This is a genomic window from Symbiopectobacterium sp. Eva_TO (assembly GCF_053848865.1).
In genome coordinates, this window is record NZ_JBSPEY010000004.1 from 3964190 (window position 1) to 3980782 (window position 16593).

General features: G+C 50.9%; 13 protein-coding genes and 3 pseudogenes. 11 read left to right on the plus strand and 5 right to left on the minus strand.

Annotated elements, in window-relative coordinates; genetic code table 11:
• Positions 1-8: 8 nt before the first annotated feature.
• Both ACWWJF_RS23320 and ACWWJF_RS23325 read left to right on the plus strand, forming a co-directional pair.
• Positions 9-1058 (plus strand): annotated as a pseudogene (locus ACWWJF_RS23320) (IS256 family transposase); the annotation flags it as partial.
• A 154-nt stretch (positions 1059-1212) separates the two neighbouring features.
• Positions 1213-1671, plus strand: a complete 459-nt coding sequence (locus ACWWJF_RS23325; protein ID WP_264627459.1) for a methylglyoxal synthase — start codon at positions 1213-1215, stop codon at positions 1669-1671.
• A gap of 41 nt (positions 1672-1712) precedes the next feature.
• Here ACWWJF_RS23325 and helD read toward each other — a convergent pair whose 3' ends face one another.
• Positions 1713-3767: a DNA helicase IV gene (helD, locus tag ACWWJF_RS23330; RefSeq protein ID WP_455870700.1), complete on the minus strand. Its 2055-nt coding sequence runs from the start codon at positions 3765-3767 to the stop codon at positions 1713-1715.
• Between the two features lie 225 nt (positions 3768-3992).
• Here helD and ACWWJF_RS23335 point away from each other — a divergent pair, with 225 nt between their 5' ends.
• Both ACWWJF_RS23335 and ACWWJF_RS23340 read left to right on the plus strand, forming a co-directional pair.
• The gene (locus ACWWJF_RS23335) at positions 3993-4439 is read left to right on the plus strand and encodes a YccF domain-containing protein (RefSeq protein WP_455870701.1); all 447 of its coding nucleotides are present in this window, start codon (positions 3993-3995) and stop codon (positions 4437-4439) included.
• A 20-nt stretch (positions 4440-4459) separates the two neighbouring features.
• Positions 4460-4793, plus strand: a pseudogene (locus ACWWJF_RS23340) (FUSC family membrane protein); the annotation flags it as partial.
• Between the two features lie 106 nt (positions 4794-4899).
• Here ACWWJF_RS23340 and ACWWJF_RS23345 read toward each other — a convergent pair.
• Positions 4900-6068 (minus strand): IS3 family transposase gene (locus ACWWJF_RS23345; protein WP_455868400.1). Its coding sequence is split into 2 segments (ribosomal slippage): positions 4900-5813 and positions 5813-6068, totalling 1170 coding nucleotides; the frame shifts between segments, so codons are not numbered across the junction.
• A gap of 105 nt (positions 6069-6173) precedes the next feature.
• Between ACWWJF_RS23345 and ACWWJF_RS23350 the strand changes: the two genes are divergently transcribed.
• Entirely contained in the window at positions 6174-6470 is a 297-nt protein-coding gene (locus tag ACWWJF_RS23350) for a hypothetical protein (RefSeq protein WP_455871284.1), read from the plus strand.
• Positions 6471-6621: 151 nt separating this feature from the next.
• Here the strand turns inward: ACWWJF_RS23350 and ACWWJF_RS23355 are convergent, their stop codons facing one another.
• Together ACWWJF_RS23355 and ACWWJF_RS23360 are read right to left on the minus strand one after the other, a co-directional pair.
• Complete coding sequence (locus ACWWJF_RS23355; RefSeq protein WP_455868660.1) at positions 6622-7662, minus strand: IS481 family transposase; 1041 nt, start codon at positions 7660-7662, stop codon at positions 6622-6624.
• Positions 7663-7791: 129 nt separating this feature from the next.
• The gene (locus ACWWJF_RS23360) at positions 7792-8409 is read right to left on the minus strand and encodes a TfoX/Sxy family DNA transformation protein (RefSeq protein ID WP_430359379.1); all 618 of its coding nucleotides are present in this window, start codon (positions 8407-8409) and stop codon (positions 7792-7794) included.
• A gap of 261 nt (positions 8410-8670) precedes the next feature.
• Between ACWWJF_RS23360 and ACWWJF_RS23365 the strand changes: the two are divergent.
• The 4 genes and pseudogenes from ACWWJF_RS23365 (at position 8671) to ompA (ending at position 13218) form a co-directional block, all read left to right on the plus strand.
• A pseudogene (locus tag ACWWJF_RS23365) lies at positions 8671-9891 on the plus strand (ISL3 family transposase).
• A gap of 171 nt (positions 9892-10062) precedes the next feature.
• On the plus strand, positions 10063-11271 hold the full coding sequence (locus tag ACWWJF_RS23370; RefSeq protein WP_455870702.1) for an IS256 family transposase: 1209 nt from the start codon (positions 10063-10065) through the stop codon (positions 11269-11271).
• The gene (sulA, locus tag ACWWJF_RS23375; RefSeq protein ID WP_455871231.1) at positions 11268-11786 is read left to right on the plus strand and encodes an SOS-induced cell division inhibitor SulA; all 519 of its coding nucleotides are present in this window, start codon (positions 11268-11270) and stop codon (positions 11784-11786) included. Before ACWWJF_RS23370 ends, sulA begins: the two co-directional genes overlap by 4 nt.
• A 358-nt stretch (positions 11787-12144) precedes the next feature.
• Positions 12145-13218, plus strand: coding sequence for a porin OmpA (gene ompA / locus ACWWJF_RS23380; RefSeq protein WP_455870703.1), 1074 nt, complete (start codon positions 12145-12147; stop codon positions 13216-13218).
• 92 nt (positions 13219-13310) lie between these two features.
• Here ompA and matP read toward each other — a convergent pair whose 3' ends face one another.
• The gene (gene matP / locus ACWWJF_RS23385) at positions 13311-13784 is read right to left on the minus strand and encodes a macrodomain Ter protein MatP (protein ID WP_455870704.1); all 474 of its coding nucleotides are present in this window, start codon (positions 13782-13784) and stop codon (positions 13311-13313) included.
• 213 nt (positions 13785-13997) lie between these two features.
• Here matP and ACWWJF_RS23390 point away from each other — a divergent pair, with 213 nt between their 5' ends.
• Both ACWWJF_RS23390 and fabA read left to right on the plus strand, forming a co-directional pair.
• Positions 13998-15725, plus strand: a complete 1728-nt coding sequence (locus ACWWJF_RS23390) for an AAA family ATPase (protein ID WP_455870705.1) — start codon at positions 13998-14000, stop codon at positions 15723-15725.
• A gap of 90 nt (positions 15726-15815) precedes the next feature.
• Positions 15816-16334, plus strand: coding sequence for a bifunctional 3-hydroxydecanoyl-ACP dehydratase/trans-2-decenoyl-ACP isomerase (gene fabA / locus ACWWJF_RS23395; RefSeq protein ID WP_455870706.1), 519 nt, complete (start codon positions 15816-15818; stop codon positions 16332-16334).
• Positions 16335-16593: the final 259 nt, after the last annotated feature.

A 16593-nucleotide genomic window follows, 5' to 3' on the forward strand; every position in this document is an offset into this window, starting at 1 on the left:
CGAGGTGGCCCAAACCGGGGGCCAACTCCCGCAACGGCTATTCCACAAACACCGTGACCACCGGCGATGGCCCTCTGGAACTACGTACTCCGCGCGATCGTTATGGCTCCTTCGAACCACAACAGGTGAAGAAAAACCAGACCCGGATCACCGGGATGGATAACCAAATCCTGTCCCTGTACGCCAGAGGGATAACCACCCGCGAGATAGCGTCTGCGTTCAACGAGCTGTATGACGCGGATGTCTCACCGGCGCTGGTCTCGAAGGTCACCGACGCCGTGATGGAACAGGTTACTGAATGGCAAAATCGTCCACTGGATGCAGTCTATCCCATTGTTTACCTTGACTGTATCATCCTGAAGGTCCGGCAGGACAGTCGCGTCATCAATAAATCCGTGTTCCTGGTACTGGGTATCAACATCGAGGGCCAGAAAGAACTGCTGGGTATGTGGCTGGCCGAAAACGAGGGCGCGAAGTTCTGGCTCAATGTGCTGACAGAACTAAAAAACCGCGGCCTGAACGATATCCTCATCGCCTGTGTCGACGGTCTGAAAGGCTTCCCGGACGCCATCAACGCGGTGTCTCCGGAAGCCCGCATCCAGCTGTGCATCGTGCACATGGTACGCAACAGCCTGAGGTTCGTCTCTTGGAAGGACTACAAAGCCGTCACACGCGACCTGAAAGCCATCTATCAGGCCGCTACGGAAGAAGCAGGCCAGCAGGGGCTGGAAGCATTCGCCAGCGCATGGGACAGCCGCTATCCACAGATAAGCCGGAGCTGGCAGACGAACTGGAGCAATCTGGCAACGTTCTTCGCTTACCCGGCAGATATCCGCAAAGTCATCGACACAACCAACGCCATCGAGTCGCTGAACAGTGTGATCAGGCATGCGATTAAAAAACGCAAGGTGTTCCCGACTGACGACGCAGTGAAAAAGGTGGTGTGGCTGGCAATCCAGTCGGCCTCACAGAAATGGACGATGCCACTGCGGGACTGGCGTATGGCAATGAGCCGTTTTATTATCGAGTTCGGTGACCGCCTGGACGGTCACTACTGAGAAAGGCATTTACACAGAATCATGTACAGGGTCTTATTTTAACCGCAGTTTCATCAATGCGTTGGTTGTTAGTCGCATTTTTTTCATCTACATCTTTTCAGGGAAATAGTGTTCTCGTAATCTGTGTTTATTATTCTGATGAAAGGACGTAAACATGGAACTCACCACCCGTACTATTCCTGAACATAAACACATTGCTTTAGTGGCGCACGACCACTGTAAGCAAGCTCTGCTGGATTGGGTGAGTACTCACAAGAACACGCTGTCTGAACACCACCTTTACGCGACAGGCACCACGGGGAACCTGATCCAACGCACCACTGCGCTTCCAGTGAAGAGCATGCTGAGCGGCCCGATGGGGGGAGACCAGCAAGTCGGAGCCTTGATTTCGGAAGGAAAAATCGATCTGATGATCTTCTTTTGGGACCCACTAAATGCGGTTCCGCACGATCCTGACGTCAAGGCTCTGCTTCGCTTGGCTACCGTCTGGAATATTCCGGTCGCAACCAACCGTTCCACCGCTGACTTTTTGGTTAACTCAGCCCTTTTTAAACAGCCCGTTGAGATCGCCATTCCTGACTACCAACGCTATCTGAATGAGCGTCTGAAGTAACGCGGCGCATCAGCACTACCCGGTTGCTGGCAGCGCTGTTATTAAGGTTTCCTCTGAAGCGACACACCGATACGCTGTAATTGTTCAACAAAGACAGACTGTGCGTCACGATCGTAGAGCAACCAGACCCGGTGTTTCGCACGGGTTAGCGCCACATAAAGTAAACGACGTTCTTCCGCATCAGCAAAAGGTTCCGGCTGGGGTAACAAAACCTGCTCCAGCAAACTTTCACGCGGCAAGGCGGGGAAACCTTCTTTGCCATCGTTCAATCCCAAAATCACCACATAGTCAGCCTGTTGCCCCTTGCTGGCATGGATTGTCATAAACTCAATAATCAGGTTTGGCCATCTCACACCTGCTTTATCCAGCATGGCTGGCCGCAAATGGTGATAACGCGCCAACACAAGAATACGCTCATCAGGCGTGACGTAACTGCTGAGCTTATCGAACAACGCTTCCAACTGTGTTTCAGGCAACAGCATGACCGCTTTTTTATCGCCAGCGCGCAAGCTGTTAAGAGGCTTCTTTAACTGATGCGGATTCTGCTGCACAAAGGTATTGGCAATCTCGCCAATACGATCGTTAAAGCGATAGGTCGTATCCAGCGTACAGCGCTCTCCGCGCCCAAAGTGATGCTCAAATGCCGTGGTCAGCGTCAGTTCAGCGCCACTGAAACGGTAAATAGCCTGCCAGTCATCACCGACAGCAAAAAGGCGGGTACGCAGATTTTGCCTGCGCAGCGCGGCCAACAATTGCGCACGCTGGGGAGAAATATCCTGAAATTCATCGACCAGAATATGCTTCCAAGGGCTGATAAAGCGCCCCTTATTCAGCAAATTTACCGCCTGATGGATCAGGCCAGAGAAGTCCACCGCGCCTTCTTCTTTCAGTGCTGCTTTCCATGCCTTAAGCAAAGGGGCCATCAAGCGTAAACCACGTTGCAATCGCGGGCGCTGCTCATCATCCGCCAGCGCCAGCATGTCATTTTGGCTCCCGCCCTGCATACGCATTAGCCCGAGCCAGCGATCCAAACGACCACTCAGCCGCGCTGCCAGACGCGCATCCAGCCAGAACTCGCCGTCAGGCACATCCCACGCCATTTCCTCGCTCAGCCACTCCCGCCATCCTTTGGCTTGCGCTTTCTTCTCAGCGCACTGCTGCTGCCAGGTTTTAATCAGCAGTTCATGTCGTAGCGCGCCATTGCTTTCCAATCGGCTGATAACCGGCGCTTTGCGCGTAGCATGCTGAATAATATGCAGTGCCAGCGCATGGAATGTTTTGGCCTGTACAGCGTCCGTGTGTAAGCACGCCTGTATACGTTCATTCATCTCCTGCGCGGCTTTGCGGCCAAAGGCAAGTAACAAGATTTGTTCCGGCATCGCTTCGTTTCGGTGCAGCAACCAGGCGGCGCGCGCCACTAATACGGACGTTTTTCCACTGCCCGCCCCCGCCAGCACTAATACGGAATCTTCACCATTGATGACGGCGCGACACTGCGAAACATTAAGCGGAGTAGTTTCAACGCCGTCAAAAAACGCCTGCTCTGAGGAGAGCGTTTTCTCCATCCAAGTTTGGTTACAGACGGTTCTGCACGACTCCCCCTCCGCGAGCCACTGCTGAGAAAGGGTGTAGCTGTCACAACAATTCACAAACCCCGCCAGCCTTGCGACAGGCAACGGCAAGGAAGCGAGCGTTGCACGAATGTCTGCCTGTAACTCAGTCAACGCCTGACGTGAAACCCACCCATGATGGTTCGCCATTTGCTCAATATCGGTGACCTGGCGCTGTAACGCGTCGGCACACACCGCGCTCATGTCGTCACTCCACTGACGCCACATTTTCATCAGATAGCGGTAGAACTGCTGGGTTTCCTGCCATTCGGTGCCATGCAGCCGCACCACCTGGTTTTCTGGTAGCACAAACTCCAGTTCCCCCCATACCAGCCCACGCTTGCATTGAATATCCAGCAACTGGTTGAAGGGAATGACATATTCGTGTTTCTCACCGCTCACCTGAACGCCCGCATTGAGCAGCTTCACCCGATTGTAGGGGTGTTGCGCCAGATCTTTGCCTAAAGAGGTTGCTTTCAGTTCCATTTTCGTTACGCCATGAAAAAAAAGGCTTTTCGGTAGTTTACCTGCGACACAGACCCCTTCTCCAGTGTTAAAACACGTTAGGATATCCCCGCGCTTGATGTAATATTCTTTCTGATGACATCATACGCGATGTGTGCCGAAGCAATGCCATGAGATGTCTGTATTTTGTAATGATAGATGCCCTATTTACGAGACCTTCGCTACGCCTGACATCATGGAGCAACAATGCGAGCCGTATTGAACATTCTTAATTTTGTGCTGGGTGGATTTTTCACTACGCTGGCATGGTTTATTGCAACGCTAATCAGCATTGTTCTGATTTTCACATTGCTACTGACCCGATCATGCTGGGAAATCACCAAGCTATCGCTATTCCCTTACGGCAATGAGGCCGTTCACATCGATGAAGTAGAGCCTGAGCGTAAAAATGCCGTATTGAGCGCGGGCGGGACAGTCCTTAATGTCTTTTGGTTTATTCTTTTCGGATGGTGGCTGTGTATATCGCACATTGCCAGCGCCATTGCGCAATGCCTAACGATTATCGGTATTCCTGTCGGGATCGCCAACTTCAAACTGGCAGTCATCGCGCTGTTGCCTGTAGGTCGTCGCGTGGTGTCCATTGAAGAGGCACAGGCGATACGTGAAAGAAACGCGCGCCGTCGCTATCGCTAACCGTTGGTAAGGAACAGACGTTGTTGACATTCATCTCAGGATTCCGTCGTTACCTATACAATAGCGGTTGGTTGTACAACGCGCGTATTTTTATTGCCTTAGCAGGCCAGCAAGGGGCAACAGGCTGACTATGTGGTGATTGTGGGATTTGCCGCGTTGCTGCCCTGGTGGATGGGCCAACCTACGACTACCATTCCGTTAACGCTCGGGGTAGTGGCCGCGGCGCTGACCGATCTCGACGATCGGCTAACCGGCAGATTACGCAATTTGTTTATTACGCTACTTTGTTTCTTTATCGCGTCTGTCTCCATAGAACTGCTTTTTCCTTACCCGTGGTTATTCGGCATCGGTCTGGCCTAATGAGATGGTCACCCCCACCCTGTGAGCGGTACGCTGACAAGGTGTTTCTTTATGGAGAAGGCCATCATGCAAAACGTCACGCTTATTGGTATTGTAGTGGTCAACTAATATTGGCCACCGCATTAGACTGTATGTAGAACAGTCGCTCAGATTCGTTTGGAGTTAAGCCGCCGTTATACCAGTGAGGCCGGATAGCGCTGTAATACCCCGTGATGTAGCGGATAATCGCGTCCTGGGCTTCGCTGAAGCTGTTGTAACCCTTTGTCGGCACCCATTCTGTCTTCAGGCTGCGGAAGAACCGCTCCATTGGCGCATTATCCCAGCAGTTACCCCGCCGACTCATACTCTGCTTTATCCGGCAGCGCCACAGGGCTTGCCGGTATTGACGGCTGGTATAGTGGCTGCCCTGGTCGCTGTGGAACATGACTCCTGTTGGTTGTCCCCGGAGTTCCCAGGCCATCTGCAACGCTTTAACTGTCAGCGCCGAGTCCGGCGACGTCGACATGGCCCAGCCCACCGGTTTGCGGGCGAACAGATCTAGCACCACCGCAAGATAAGCCCAGCATTTGCCCGTCCAGATGTAGGTCACATCGCCGCACCAGACCTGATCCGGCGCGGTAACCGCGAACTGGCGGTTGAGATAGTTCGGTATTTCAACGTGTTCATTGCCGCCGCGTTTGTATTTGTGAGCCGGTCGCTGGCAGCTGGCGATACCCAGCTCCTTCATCAGCTTGCCAGCCAGCCAGCGCCCCATTTTGACACCGGAGCTGCCGGTGACGATGGTCGCGATACTTCGAGCGCCGGCAGAGCCGCCGCTGGCGTTCCAGGCTTCCATGACGCGGCTACACTTAACCACGCGCTCACCGTCGGGTTCATTAGCGGAAGCCTGCCAGTGCCTGTAGCTGCTGCGATGTACCTCAAAAGTTTGGCACAACGCCGTGACCGGGTATCGCGCCCTCAGCCTGTCGACTACCGTGAACCGTTGAGTGAGTCCGACATTAAGAGCGCCGTAGCCTTTTTTAGGATTTCGTTCTCCATTTCAAGGCATTGGACTTTTTTCTTCATCTCACGCAGCTCGAGCTGTTCAGGGGTAAGAGGAAGTCCCGTTGGCGTTTTTCCCTGTCGTTCAAGGCGAAGCTTATTGACCCAGCGACTAATGGCAGAATGGCTGACATTAACCGCCTCTGCGGCCTTAACGTATGTGTAGCCGTGGTCGACAACCAGCTTTGCGGCTTCGAGCTTAAATTCCGCCGTAAAATGTTTACCCATGAGGTCACCTGTCGTGTTGATGAGGTGAGCATATCACCTCCGCTCAGGTGGCCAGTATCAGTGTGCCACTACATAAGGAATACGCTCGATGATTCGTTTCGCTTTATGTGCCTTAACCATACGCTGTTGAGCTATATTTCTACACTCGGTGCCCACCGAGAAAAGCTGGTGCTGCCGCAGACGCTACAACTGCAGGATGACGCTATTTGCTATATTGATGCAGCACTGCACCATCCTGACATTGATGTGCAAACACAGCGAGAGGGGTTGTTGGCACGTCAACAGCAGGTACAGCAACTTGCCCCTGATCCAGACAGCAAGGAGAAACTGGTCTTGCAGCAAATTGGTCTAATCATCGATGTATTGCCAGAACTGACCCAGTTCAAGGGAACCATGCGTTAAAAGAAGCTATCCGGTGATAGTACACACGGTCAAAATAGTGCAGAGAACACGCGAAGGATAAAAACATATAGCGCGGCATCATTGCATTTGAAGTGTATTAGCTCAGACCTGATCTGACAGTTACCGGTTATTTATACAGGTGTCTGTCAGATTAAATCTGGTTCAGATTTTTTTCTGCCCAGACTCGTTTACCATCAAGTAACGTGGCCATTGGCGTACGCCCGCAGCACATTTTACCCTGATGAGTTCGCTCATTATTGTAATGCCACAACCAGTTGTCCAGATCCTTTTGTAGACTTTCTAGGTCCTCGTATAACGTCTTACGGAACGCAACCTGATAAAAATCCTGCAAAATAGTTTTATGGAAGCGCTCGCAGATACCGTTTGTCTGCGGAGACATCGCTTTCGTTTTCGTATGGTCTATATCGTTGATAGCCAAGTACAGCTGATAGTCATGTTGTTCCACTTTACCGCAGTACTCCGTCCCCCTGTCCGTCAGTATTCTTAGCATTGGCAGCCCCTGAGCTTCGTAGAACGGCAGCACGCGATCATTGAGCAGGTCGGCGGCAGAGATCGGTGCTTTACTCGTGTAAAGCTTGCAGTGCGCCACTTTCGAGTACGTATCCACGAACGTCTGCTGGTAGATACGGCCAACACCTTTCAGATTACCCACGTAGAAGGTGTCCTGCGACCCCAGATAACCCGGGTGAGCAGTCTCTATTTCACCACAGGCTTCGTCGTCGTGCGCCTTCTTCTCCAGTGCAGCGATTTGAGCATCAGTAAGTACGATGCCTTCTCTGGCAACTTTTTCCTCAAGTGCCTTCAGGCGCTTACGAAAGTTTTCCAGATCGTGTCGTTGCCAGATGGAGCGCACACCGCTGCCAGAAATGAAGACGCCTTTTTTACGCAGCTCATTACTGGTCCGGTGCTGGCCATGAGCCGGGAACTCAATGGCGTAATCAACAACCGCACGTTCAGTGGCTTCATCAGCACGGTTTTTCAGGTTGGGAACCCGGCGGTTTTGGTTAACCAGAGCGTCAATGCCGCCTTCTGCCGCCAGTTCCTGATAGCGATAAAACGTGTCGCGTGACACCCCCATGATTTTACAGGCTTTTGATACGTTACCGAGTTCTTCGGCGAGATTGAGCAGGCCGGCTTTGTGTTTGATGATGGGATTGTTAGTATGAAGCATGAGAGTTACCTCGTGTTTTGTATAAGGATTCGACACCCATATCAAAACCGGTAACTCTCAACCTTTCAAGGTCCAGTGTCAGAGCAAGTCGCGACTAATACATTTGAAGATACCGCGCAAGTTGACGTCTCAGGTTTTAGGCAACGGCGCTGAATGGTGTTTATACCATTCAATCAGCTCGTTTCTTACCCCTTTTGGCAAAGCGGCCTGATGCGTTCTGCAAATCGCGCCCGCCAACGCCAGTAAAATATTCACACTGGCATGTTTACTGACTGCTTTTAACCTCAAGTAGCTCTCCTTTGCACCGTGTTGTTGCAGCTCGTCAGCATTTCTGATTCCCGCCTTCCATAACATTCGCTCAAGATCGTGATTCAGATTGGGCAAATCCTTTAACCGTGTGCAGTGCTCACGCTCTGATTTATCCTGTTCTGCGCCCTCAAGCGACATTTTGGCCAATTGCAGCAGCTGAGTCGGTTCCTCCCATAAGACTTCCCCCACCAGATAGTAACTCAACGGAACGGGCATGCCCCGTTTGGTATAAACCAGGTGCGGCATATTCAGTGCAAGGAAATGAGGCTCACAGCGCTTGTTCGCACGTAAATAAAGCTCTCCGTTGGAGATAAGGCCGAAGATCGTTTTATTTGCCGCGATGCTATAACCGCCAAATTGAGAACGGGTGGTAATTTCTCCCAATGAGGAGAAAGAAATTTTTGATTGCAAAATCCTTTTTTTGCATAACTGATTCATACAACACCCTTTAGTATTGAAAATCAATCCTCTGTCTGTATATGTGTTCTTAACGTGTTAAAGTAATTAATCACAAGGTTGGTAAGGCTTCAAACACAAAATGTGATCTCCGCCCACTGCCATGCCAATTGTGCGAAGCGCTTCCCAAAAAAGCAGGTTGATTTTCATCCATAGCCGATATACTGTATATATATGGGTCTTCTCTTGTTGTGGTGGCTGAAGGCATGATAATGGTGCATTTAATCGCCAGAGGTCACCACCATGGACGAAAAGTCTCTCTACGCTCATATTCTCAACCTGTCCGTTCCGTGGCAGGCAAGGTCCCTTTCTCTCGATGAAAATGCCGGTTCTGTTACTGTCACTGTTGGAATCGCTGAAAACACCCGGTTAGCCTGTCCGACCTGCGGTAAATCCTGTTCTGTTCACGATCACCGTCATCGTAAATGGCGGCACCTCGATACCTGCCAGTTCACCACGCTGGTTGAAGCAGAGGTTCCCCGCATTATGTGTCCGGAGCATGGCTGCCAAACGTTGCCTGTTCCGTGGGCAGGGCCTGGCAGCCGGTATACGCTGCTGTTCGAATCGTTCGTGCTCTCATGGCTGAAAATCAGCACCGTTGATGCTGTCAGGAAACAACTTAAGCTCAGCTGGAATGCGGTTGACGGCATTATGATCCTGGCCGTTAAGCGAGGTCTTGCCCGGATAAAAAAGCCATTATCCTCCCGTCATATGAATGTGGATGAGGTCGCCTTTAAAAAAGGGCATCGTTACATAACGGTGATCTCCGATCGCGATGGACGGGCGCTGGCCTTAACGGATGATCGCGGCACAGAGAGTCTCGCCGGCTATCTTCGCACGCTCACTGACGGGCAGTTGCTGGCTATCAAAACGCTCTCAATGGACATGAATGCAGGATATATAAGAGCAGCACGTATCCACTTACCCAGTGCGGTTGAGAAAATCGCCTTCGACCGCTTCCATGTAGCAAAGCAACTGGGCGAAGTGGTGGATAAAACCCGCCAGAATGAACATCCGCACCTTCCTGTTGAAAGCCGACGTCAGGCAAAGGGGACCCGCTTCCTGTGGCAGTACAGCGATAAGTGGATGACCGAATCCAGGCAGGAAAAGCTGATATGGCTGCGTGCACAGATGAAGCTGACGAGCCAGTGCTGGGCGCTGAAAGAGCTGGCAAAGGATATCTGGAACAGGCCATGGAGCGAGGAAAGACGGAATGACAGGCAGAGATGGCTGGCGCTGGCGGCCAACAGTGACGTTCCCATGATGAAAAACGCGGCGAAAACGATAGGAAAAAGGCTGTAAGGGATCCTGAATGCCATGCGACACAGAGTCTCAAACGGAAATACGGAGGCTCTGAACAGCAAGATCAGGCTGCTGAGGATAAAAGCCAGGGGATACCGAAACCGGGAGCGCTTTAAGCTGGGAGTGATGTTCCACTACAGGAAGCTGGATATGGCGTTCTGAGCCTTCCCACCATGATCGGGGAAGACCCATACACATACAGTAACACTAAGGATGAAACCCATCATGTGTGCGCACTCTATTCGTTCAGAACTTCATCAGGACCCTGTACATAAATTTGTGTAATTGCCTGATTTTGATATGTTCAATCCAACATCAAAAACAGGTTAATTTATGGACGAAAAACAGTTGCAGGCTCTGGTTAACGAACTGGCCAAAAATCTCAAAACCCCTGACGATCTCAGCCAATTCGATCGCCTGCTGAAGAAAATCAGCGTTGAGGCTGCTCTCAACGCCGAAATGTCCCACCATCTGGGCTACGATAAAAATCAGCCCAAACCGGGGGCCAACTCCCGCAACGGCTATTCCACAAACACCGTGACCACCGGCGATGGCCCTCTGGAACTACGTACTCCGCGCGATAGTGATGGCTCCTTCGAACCACAACTGGTGAAGAAAAACCAGACCCGGATCACCGGGATGGATAACCAAATCCTGTCCCTGTACGCCAGAGGGATGACCACCCGCGAGATAGCGTCTGCGTTCAACGAGCTGTATGACGCGGATGTCTCACCGGCGCTGGTCTCCAAGGTCACCGACGCCGTGATGGAACAGGTTACTGAATGGCAAAATCGTCCACTGGATGCAGTCTATCCCATTGTTTACCTTGACTGTATCATCCTGAAGGTCCGGCAGGACAGTCGCGTCATCAATAAATCCGTGTTCCTGGCACTGGGTATCAACATCGAGGGCCAGAAAGAACTGCTGGGTATGTGGCTGGCCGAAAACGAGGGCGCGAAGTTCTGGCTCAATGTGCTGACAGAACTAAAAAACCGCGGCCTGAACGATATCCTCATCGCCTGTGTCGACGGTCTGAAAGGCTTCCCGGACGCCATCAACGCGGTGTATCCGGAAGCCCGCATCCAGCTGTGCATCGTGCACATGGTACGCAACAGCCTGAGGTTCGTCCCTTGGAAGGACTACAAAGCCGTCACACGCGACCTGAAAGCCATCTATCAGGCCGCTACGGAAGAAGCAGGCCAGCAGGCGCTGGAAGCATTCGCTAGCGCATGGGACAGCCGCTATCCACAGATAAGCCGGAGCTGGCAGACGAACTGGAGCAATCTGGCAACGTTCTTCGCTTACCCGGCAGATATCCGCAAAGTCATCGACACAACCAACGCCATCGAGTCGCTGAACAGTGTGATCCGGCATGCGATTAAAAAACGCAAGGTGTTCCCGACTGACGACGCAGTGAAAAAGGTGGTGTGGCTGGCAATCCCGTCGGCCTCACAGAAATGGACGATGCCACTACGGGACTGGCGTATGGCAATGAGCCGTTTTATTATCGAGTTCGGTGACCGCCTGGACGGTCACTACTGAGAAAGGCATTTACACAGAATCATGTACAGGGTCGTCATCAGCCAGCCTCACTGCACAGCGCCCCGATGCCACGGCACACTGTTGCAGGATATGGCAGCGGTATCATCAGCGAAATCGACTACAGTGTTGAGCACCCAATGACAACGCTTCTGTTACTTCCCCTTTTGCAACAATTAGCCGCGCAATCACGCTGGCTACTGTGGCTGGCCCCACAACAAAAAATTAGCCGCCACTGGTTACAGCAATCGGGTTTACCGTTGGATAAAGTTATTCAACCTTATCACCTCAACCCCAATGAAACCGTGGATGCCATGGAAAAAGCTCTGTTAACGGGAAATTACAGCGTTGTCTTATGCTGGCTTGAGCACCATTTGACAGAAGAAGAAAGTATGCGTTTGAGGCAAGCTGCCCAAAAAGGAAACGCCTACGGGTTTATCATGAGACCACAGTGTATAAACGGAGAAGAGGATGGACTATTTTCTCGCCTAAAAATTCATTCAACGCTGTACCATTAAGTAAATTAAGAGTTTTCTCATCTGCGTGTCGCCATCCTGATTTGTTTGACGCTAAAACCACGGATAAGCAGGTGTGATGCGCGTCGACCATTACGGATAAACGTTGCGATTCGCCAAAATAAACTATTATTTGTTAGGAAGTATGTACGAAACGCTGTTTTTTCTACAAGGCAGCTCATATCGTACTTGTAACTTTCGTATCACGTTGTAGACTTTAACGCGCTGGAGTTGCTCTTTGCTAATGCCAGTTGGCTGGCAGTAAGTTATAAATTAAGAGCAGTGGCTTCAGTCAAGGATTTAACCAAAGGCCTATTGGCATTAATGCTGATTACCGGTTTGGATGATAATGAGGCGTAAAATGAAAAAAACAGCAATTGCAGTGGCACTGGCTGGCTTTGCTACAGTAGCACAAGCAGCCCCCAAAGAAGAAACCTGGTACGTTGGCGGTAAACTGGGTGTTTCCCAGTTCAATGACACCGGTTTCTACGGTAATGGTTTCGAGGGTATTAACAATAACCCAATCAAGAGCAAACTGGGCGCAGGCGCATTCGTCGGCTATCAGGCAAACCAATATCTGGGCTTTGAATTAGGTTATGACTGGCTGGGCCGTTTGAAATATTCAGGTTCTCAGAACAGTGCAACTGACAGTGCCGCTTTCAAAGCTCAGGGCGTTCAGTTGGCCGCGAAATTAAGCTACCCGGTAATGCAAGATCTGGACGTATACACTCGTCTGGGCGGCATGGTATGGCGTGTTGACGCTAACGGCAAAAATGGCACTACTCAGCAGTTGAGCGACAGCGACACTGGTGTATCTCCACTGGCTGCTGTTGGTATCGAATACGCTTTCGATCGTGACTGGGCTGCACGTGTTGACTACCAGTGGACCAACAACATTGGCGATGCTGGCACCGTTGGCGCACGTCCGGATAACCTGCTGATGAGCGTTGGCGTTTCCTACCGTTTCGGTCAGGGTGATGCTCCGGCACCGGTTGTTGCAGCACCAGCACCAGCACCAGTTGTAGAAACCAAGCGTTTCACACTGCGTTCTGACGTTCTGTTCAACTTCGCTAAGGACACACTGAAACCAGAAGGTCGTCAGTCTCTGGACCAACTGTACAGCCAACTGAACAATCTGGATCCTAAAGACGGCTCTCTTGTTGTTCTGGGCTTCACTGACCGCATCGGTTCTGTAGAAGCTAACCAAGCGCTGTCTGAACGTCGTGCTCAGAACGTCGTGTCTTACCTGGTATCGAAGGGTATCCCGGCTAACAAGATCTCTGCGCGTGGCATGGGTAAATCCAACCCGGTTACCGGTTCTACCTGCGATAACACGAAACCGCGTGCAGCGTTGATCGACTGCCTGGCACCGGATCGTCGCGTTGAGATCGAAGTTAAAGGCATCAAAGACGTCGTTTCTCAGCCTCAGGCTTAAGTTATTCGTTTCTGAATAACCTTATACTGATAAAAAACCTCGCGATTGCGAGGTTTTTTTTTACTTCCTTTTTTTGAAGAATTCTTTTTCGATCAGCTGTTTTTTATGTTGCCATCGTCTTGAGACAAGATCGCTTTCAGATCCTGTTTTAGCAATGACATTTGAGTCGCATAACGCTCTTTTGACTCAGCATCTTCAATCAATTGCACTACGGTTTCAGACAGCGTCGCATTACGACGGGTTGCCAATGCCGCCAACCGTTGCCAAACCAGATATTCAAGATCGATAGATTTTTTGCGGGTGAGCTGGCTTTCGGCATTGAAATGGCGCTTGCGGCGTGCACGTATCGTTTGCTTGAGACGATTTTCCAATGCAGGGTTCATGCACTGTTTAATCCAGGCAAGCACTAGCACCGGTTGGTTCGCCATTTTTAGCAACGCGTCTACCGCATCATCAACCGCACTTTGCTCAATGAAGCGCGTGATGGCTTCACCTTCCCGGTGTTTTTTCACCAGGTATTTCCATTTCCAACCGCACTCAAGATTCTCTAACTTTTGATATTTCATGATAAATTCTTCAGTGATCGTGTAACGCTTACCTTAGCATAACAGTTTTTAGTCAACTTTCCTCTCAGGGCTCGCGTTTTTGCCATGAACGTCAAGAGATGGCGTCATCACACATCAATTATCTATTTCCATAACGTTCCAACACTTCGTCTGTGCAGCAGGTATTATTCTTGTATAATCACGCTCTTCACTCAGACAACTACCTTTGATACTTTGACCAATAACCAACTTGCATGGCAGCATCTGCTGCCCGACCATACGCCTTACCAGTCTCTGTTCGATCGGGCAGACAAGCTTGAATCGCTGGATTTTGCTGCACTTCAGCCCCGGCTGGCGGATAGCCTGAAGGTATTTTGCCATCCGCGCTCACCGTCACCCTATATGTTGGTGAAGGCAGAAGAGACCCATGATTACCTCGCACTTATTACAGGGGAGGTAAGGCATCGGTGCCCACCGATCTCAGCCCCTCACGGTAGCTGTTATCGTATTGAGCACGATCGGGTTGAGATTCAACCGGCTCAACAACTTGACGATAATTTCTCGGCCCAGCAGGTATGCGAATTCCAGGCATGGATCGAAGCAGAACAGTTATTCGGCTGTGTCCGTTATTTTCAGGAACGCATTAGCCTGCAACCCGGCTTATTACACCGTATCAATGGCGGCACGTTGATCCTGACCGCACGAACCTTGTTAGCACAGCCATTGCTGTGGTTACGCCTGAAACAAATTATCGCAGAAGGCCAATACCATTGGCTTTCACCTGATGAAAGGCGTCCTTTACCTCTCGCCATTCCGCCGATGCCCATGAACATTCGGCTGATCGTGGTCGGCGATCGCGAAAGCCTTGGCGATCTACACGATATTGAACCCGACCTGCGTGACCTAGCCGTTTACGGTGAATTTGAATCCGAATTGCCGCTGATTGACGAAGATGATATGTCGCGCTGGTGTGCATACATTAATGCATTATGCACCTCCAATCATCTCCCCTTGCTCGCGGCAGATGCCTGGCCTTCATTGCTGCAATTAGCTGTACGTTACAGTGGCGATCAGGGCAGCCTGCCGCTTTGTCCTCAATGGCTTACGCATCAGCTCAAGCACATTGCCATTTACGCTCAGGATGCGCATATCACCGCTCAAACCATCACTGAAGCGATCGCAGCCCAACGCTGGCGAGAAGGCTATCTGGCAGAGCGTATGCATGACGAAATTGAGCTAGGGCAGATAGTGATAGAAACCGAGGGCGAAGTCGTTGGTCAAATTAACGGACTCTCGGTACTCGAATATCCCGGTCATCCGGTGGCATTTGGTGAGCCCACTCGCATTAGCTGTGTGGTTCACCCTGGCGATGGCGAATTTACCGATGTCGATCGCAAAGCAGAATTGGCAGGTAATTTACACGCCAAAGGCATGATGATCATGCAGGCATTTCTAATTTCCGAACTGGAGTTGGAACAACAGTTGCCTTTCTCTGCATCGCTGGTGTTTGAGCAGTCCTACAGTGAAGTTGATGGTGACAGTGCGTCGCTGGCAGAACTGTGCGCATTAATCAGTGCGTTGTCGCTACAACCGATTAATCAGCAACTCGCGATCACCGGGTCGGTCGATCAGTTTGGCCGCGTGCAACCCATTGGCGGTGTCAATGAGAAGATTGAAGGCTTCTTTGAAATTTGTCAGCGACGAGAACTCACTGGCAATCAGGGTGTCATCATTCCAGCGGCCAATCTTCGTCACCTGAGTCTAAATGCTGATGTGGTTGAGGCCGTTCGAGCTGGGCAATTCCATATCATTCCAGTGGAAACGGTGCCGGAAGCCATCACGTTATTAACCAATATGCTCTATAACGATGAACAACAGCCGAATCTGTTGGGCTTGATCAAAGAGTGTATTGCGCAATTCTCACCGCCTAAGCGACGCCGCTTCCCGTGGTTTTTTCGGTGAGAAACTGGTTTAACCAGATGTTTCTGGGTTGCTCAGCTTACAGGTGTAAGCTAACCTGTGTGCTTGACTAGAATAAGGCTTACTGAGAATATGGTAGATAAACGCGAATCTTATACGAAAGAAGACCTTCTTGCCTCTAGCCGCGGTGAACTGCTCGGCCCTCAAGGCCCACAGTTGCCTGCCCCGAACATGTTGATGATGGACCGTGTCGTCAAAATGACGGAAGACGGCGGTAATCATGGCAAAGGCTACGTCGAAGCCGAATTGGATATTACTCCTGACCTGTGGTTCTTTGGTTGCCACTTTATCGGCGATCCGGTAATGCCTGGCTGCCTGGGATTGGATGCCATGTGGCAGTTGGTCGGGTTCTATCTGGGCTGGCTGGGCGGTGAAGGTAAAGGTCGTGCGCTGGGTGTAGGTGAAGTGAAATTCACCGGTCAGGTATTGCCAACGGCTAAAAAAGTCACCTACCGTATTCACTTCAAGCGCGTTATCAATCGCCGTTTGGTGATGGGAATTGCCGATGGTGAAGTGTTGGTTGATGGCAAGCAGATCTATACCGCTGACGAATTAAAAGTGGGCCTGTTCAAAGATACCACCTCGTTCTAATCGACCCTGTACATAAATTTGTGTAATTGCCTGATTTTGATATGTTCAATCCAACATCAAAAACAGGTTAATTTATGCACGAAAAACAGTTGCAGGCTCTGGCTAACGAACTGGCCAAAAATCTCAAAACCCCTGACGATCTCAGCCAATTCGATCGCCTGCGGCTTTGTTGAATAATAGTGAGTCATGCTGTTTTGCCAAGCCACTTTTGGTAGAAAATGCTTGTCCCCCTCAGGTGTACAGTTTTCTCATGAAGCCT

Excerpts from the sequence above, each read along its gene's own strand:
- ompA (WP_455870703.1), top strand. The coding sequence starts at position 12,145 with ATGAAAAAAACAGCAATTGCAGTGGCACTGGCTGGCTTTGCTACAGTA.
- matP (WP_455870704.1), bottom strand. The coding sequence starts at position 13,784 with ATGAAATATCAAAAGTTAGAGAATCTTGAGTGCGGTTGGAAATGGAAA.
- fabA (WP_455870706.1), top strand. The coding sequence starts at position 15,816 with ATGGTAGATAAACGCGAATCTTATACGAAAGAAGACCTTCTTGCCTCT.
- ACWWJF_RS23360 (WP_430359379.1), bottom strand. The coding sequence starts at position 8,409 with ATGAATCAGTTATGCAAAAAAAGGATTTTGCAATCAAAAATTTCTTTC.
- ACWWJF_RS23355 (WP_455868660.1), bottom strand. The coding sequence starts at position 7,662 with ATGCTTCATACTAACAATCCCATCATCAAACACAAAGCCGGCCTGCTC.
- ACWWJF_RS23325 (WP_264627459.1), top strand. The coding sequence starts at position 1,213 with ATGGAACTCACCACCCGTACTATTCCTGAACATAAACACATTGCTTTA.
- ACWWJF_RS23335 (WP_455870701.1), top strand. The coding sequence starts at position 3,993 with ATGCGAGCCGTATTGAACATTCTTAATTTTGTGCTGGGTGGATTTTTC.
- ACWWJF_RS23370 (WP_455870702.1), top strand. The coding sequence starts at position 10,063 with ATGGACGAAAAACAGTTGCAGGCTCTGGTTAACGAACTGGCCAAAAAT.
- helD (WP_455870700.1), bottom strand. The coding sequence starts at position 3,767 with ATGGAACTGAAAGCAACCTCTTTAGGCAAAGATCTGGCGCAACACCCC.
- ACWWJF_RS23350 (WP_455871284.1), top strand. The coding sequence starts at position 6,174 with ATGTGCCTTAACCATACGCTGTTGAGCTATATTTCTACACTCGGTGCC.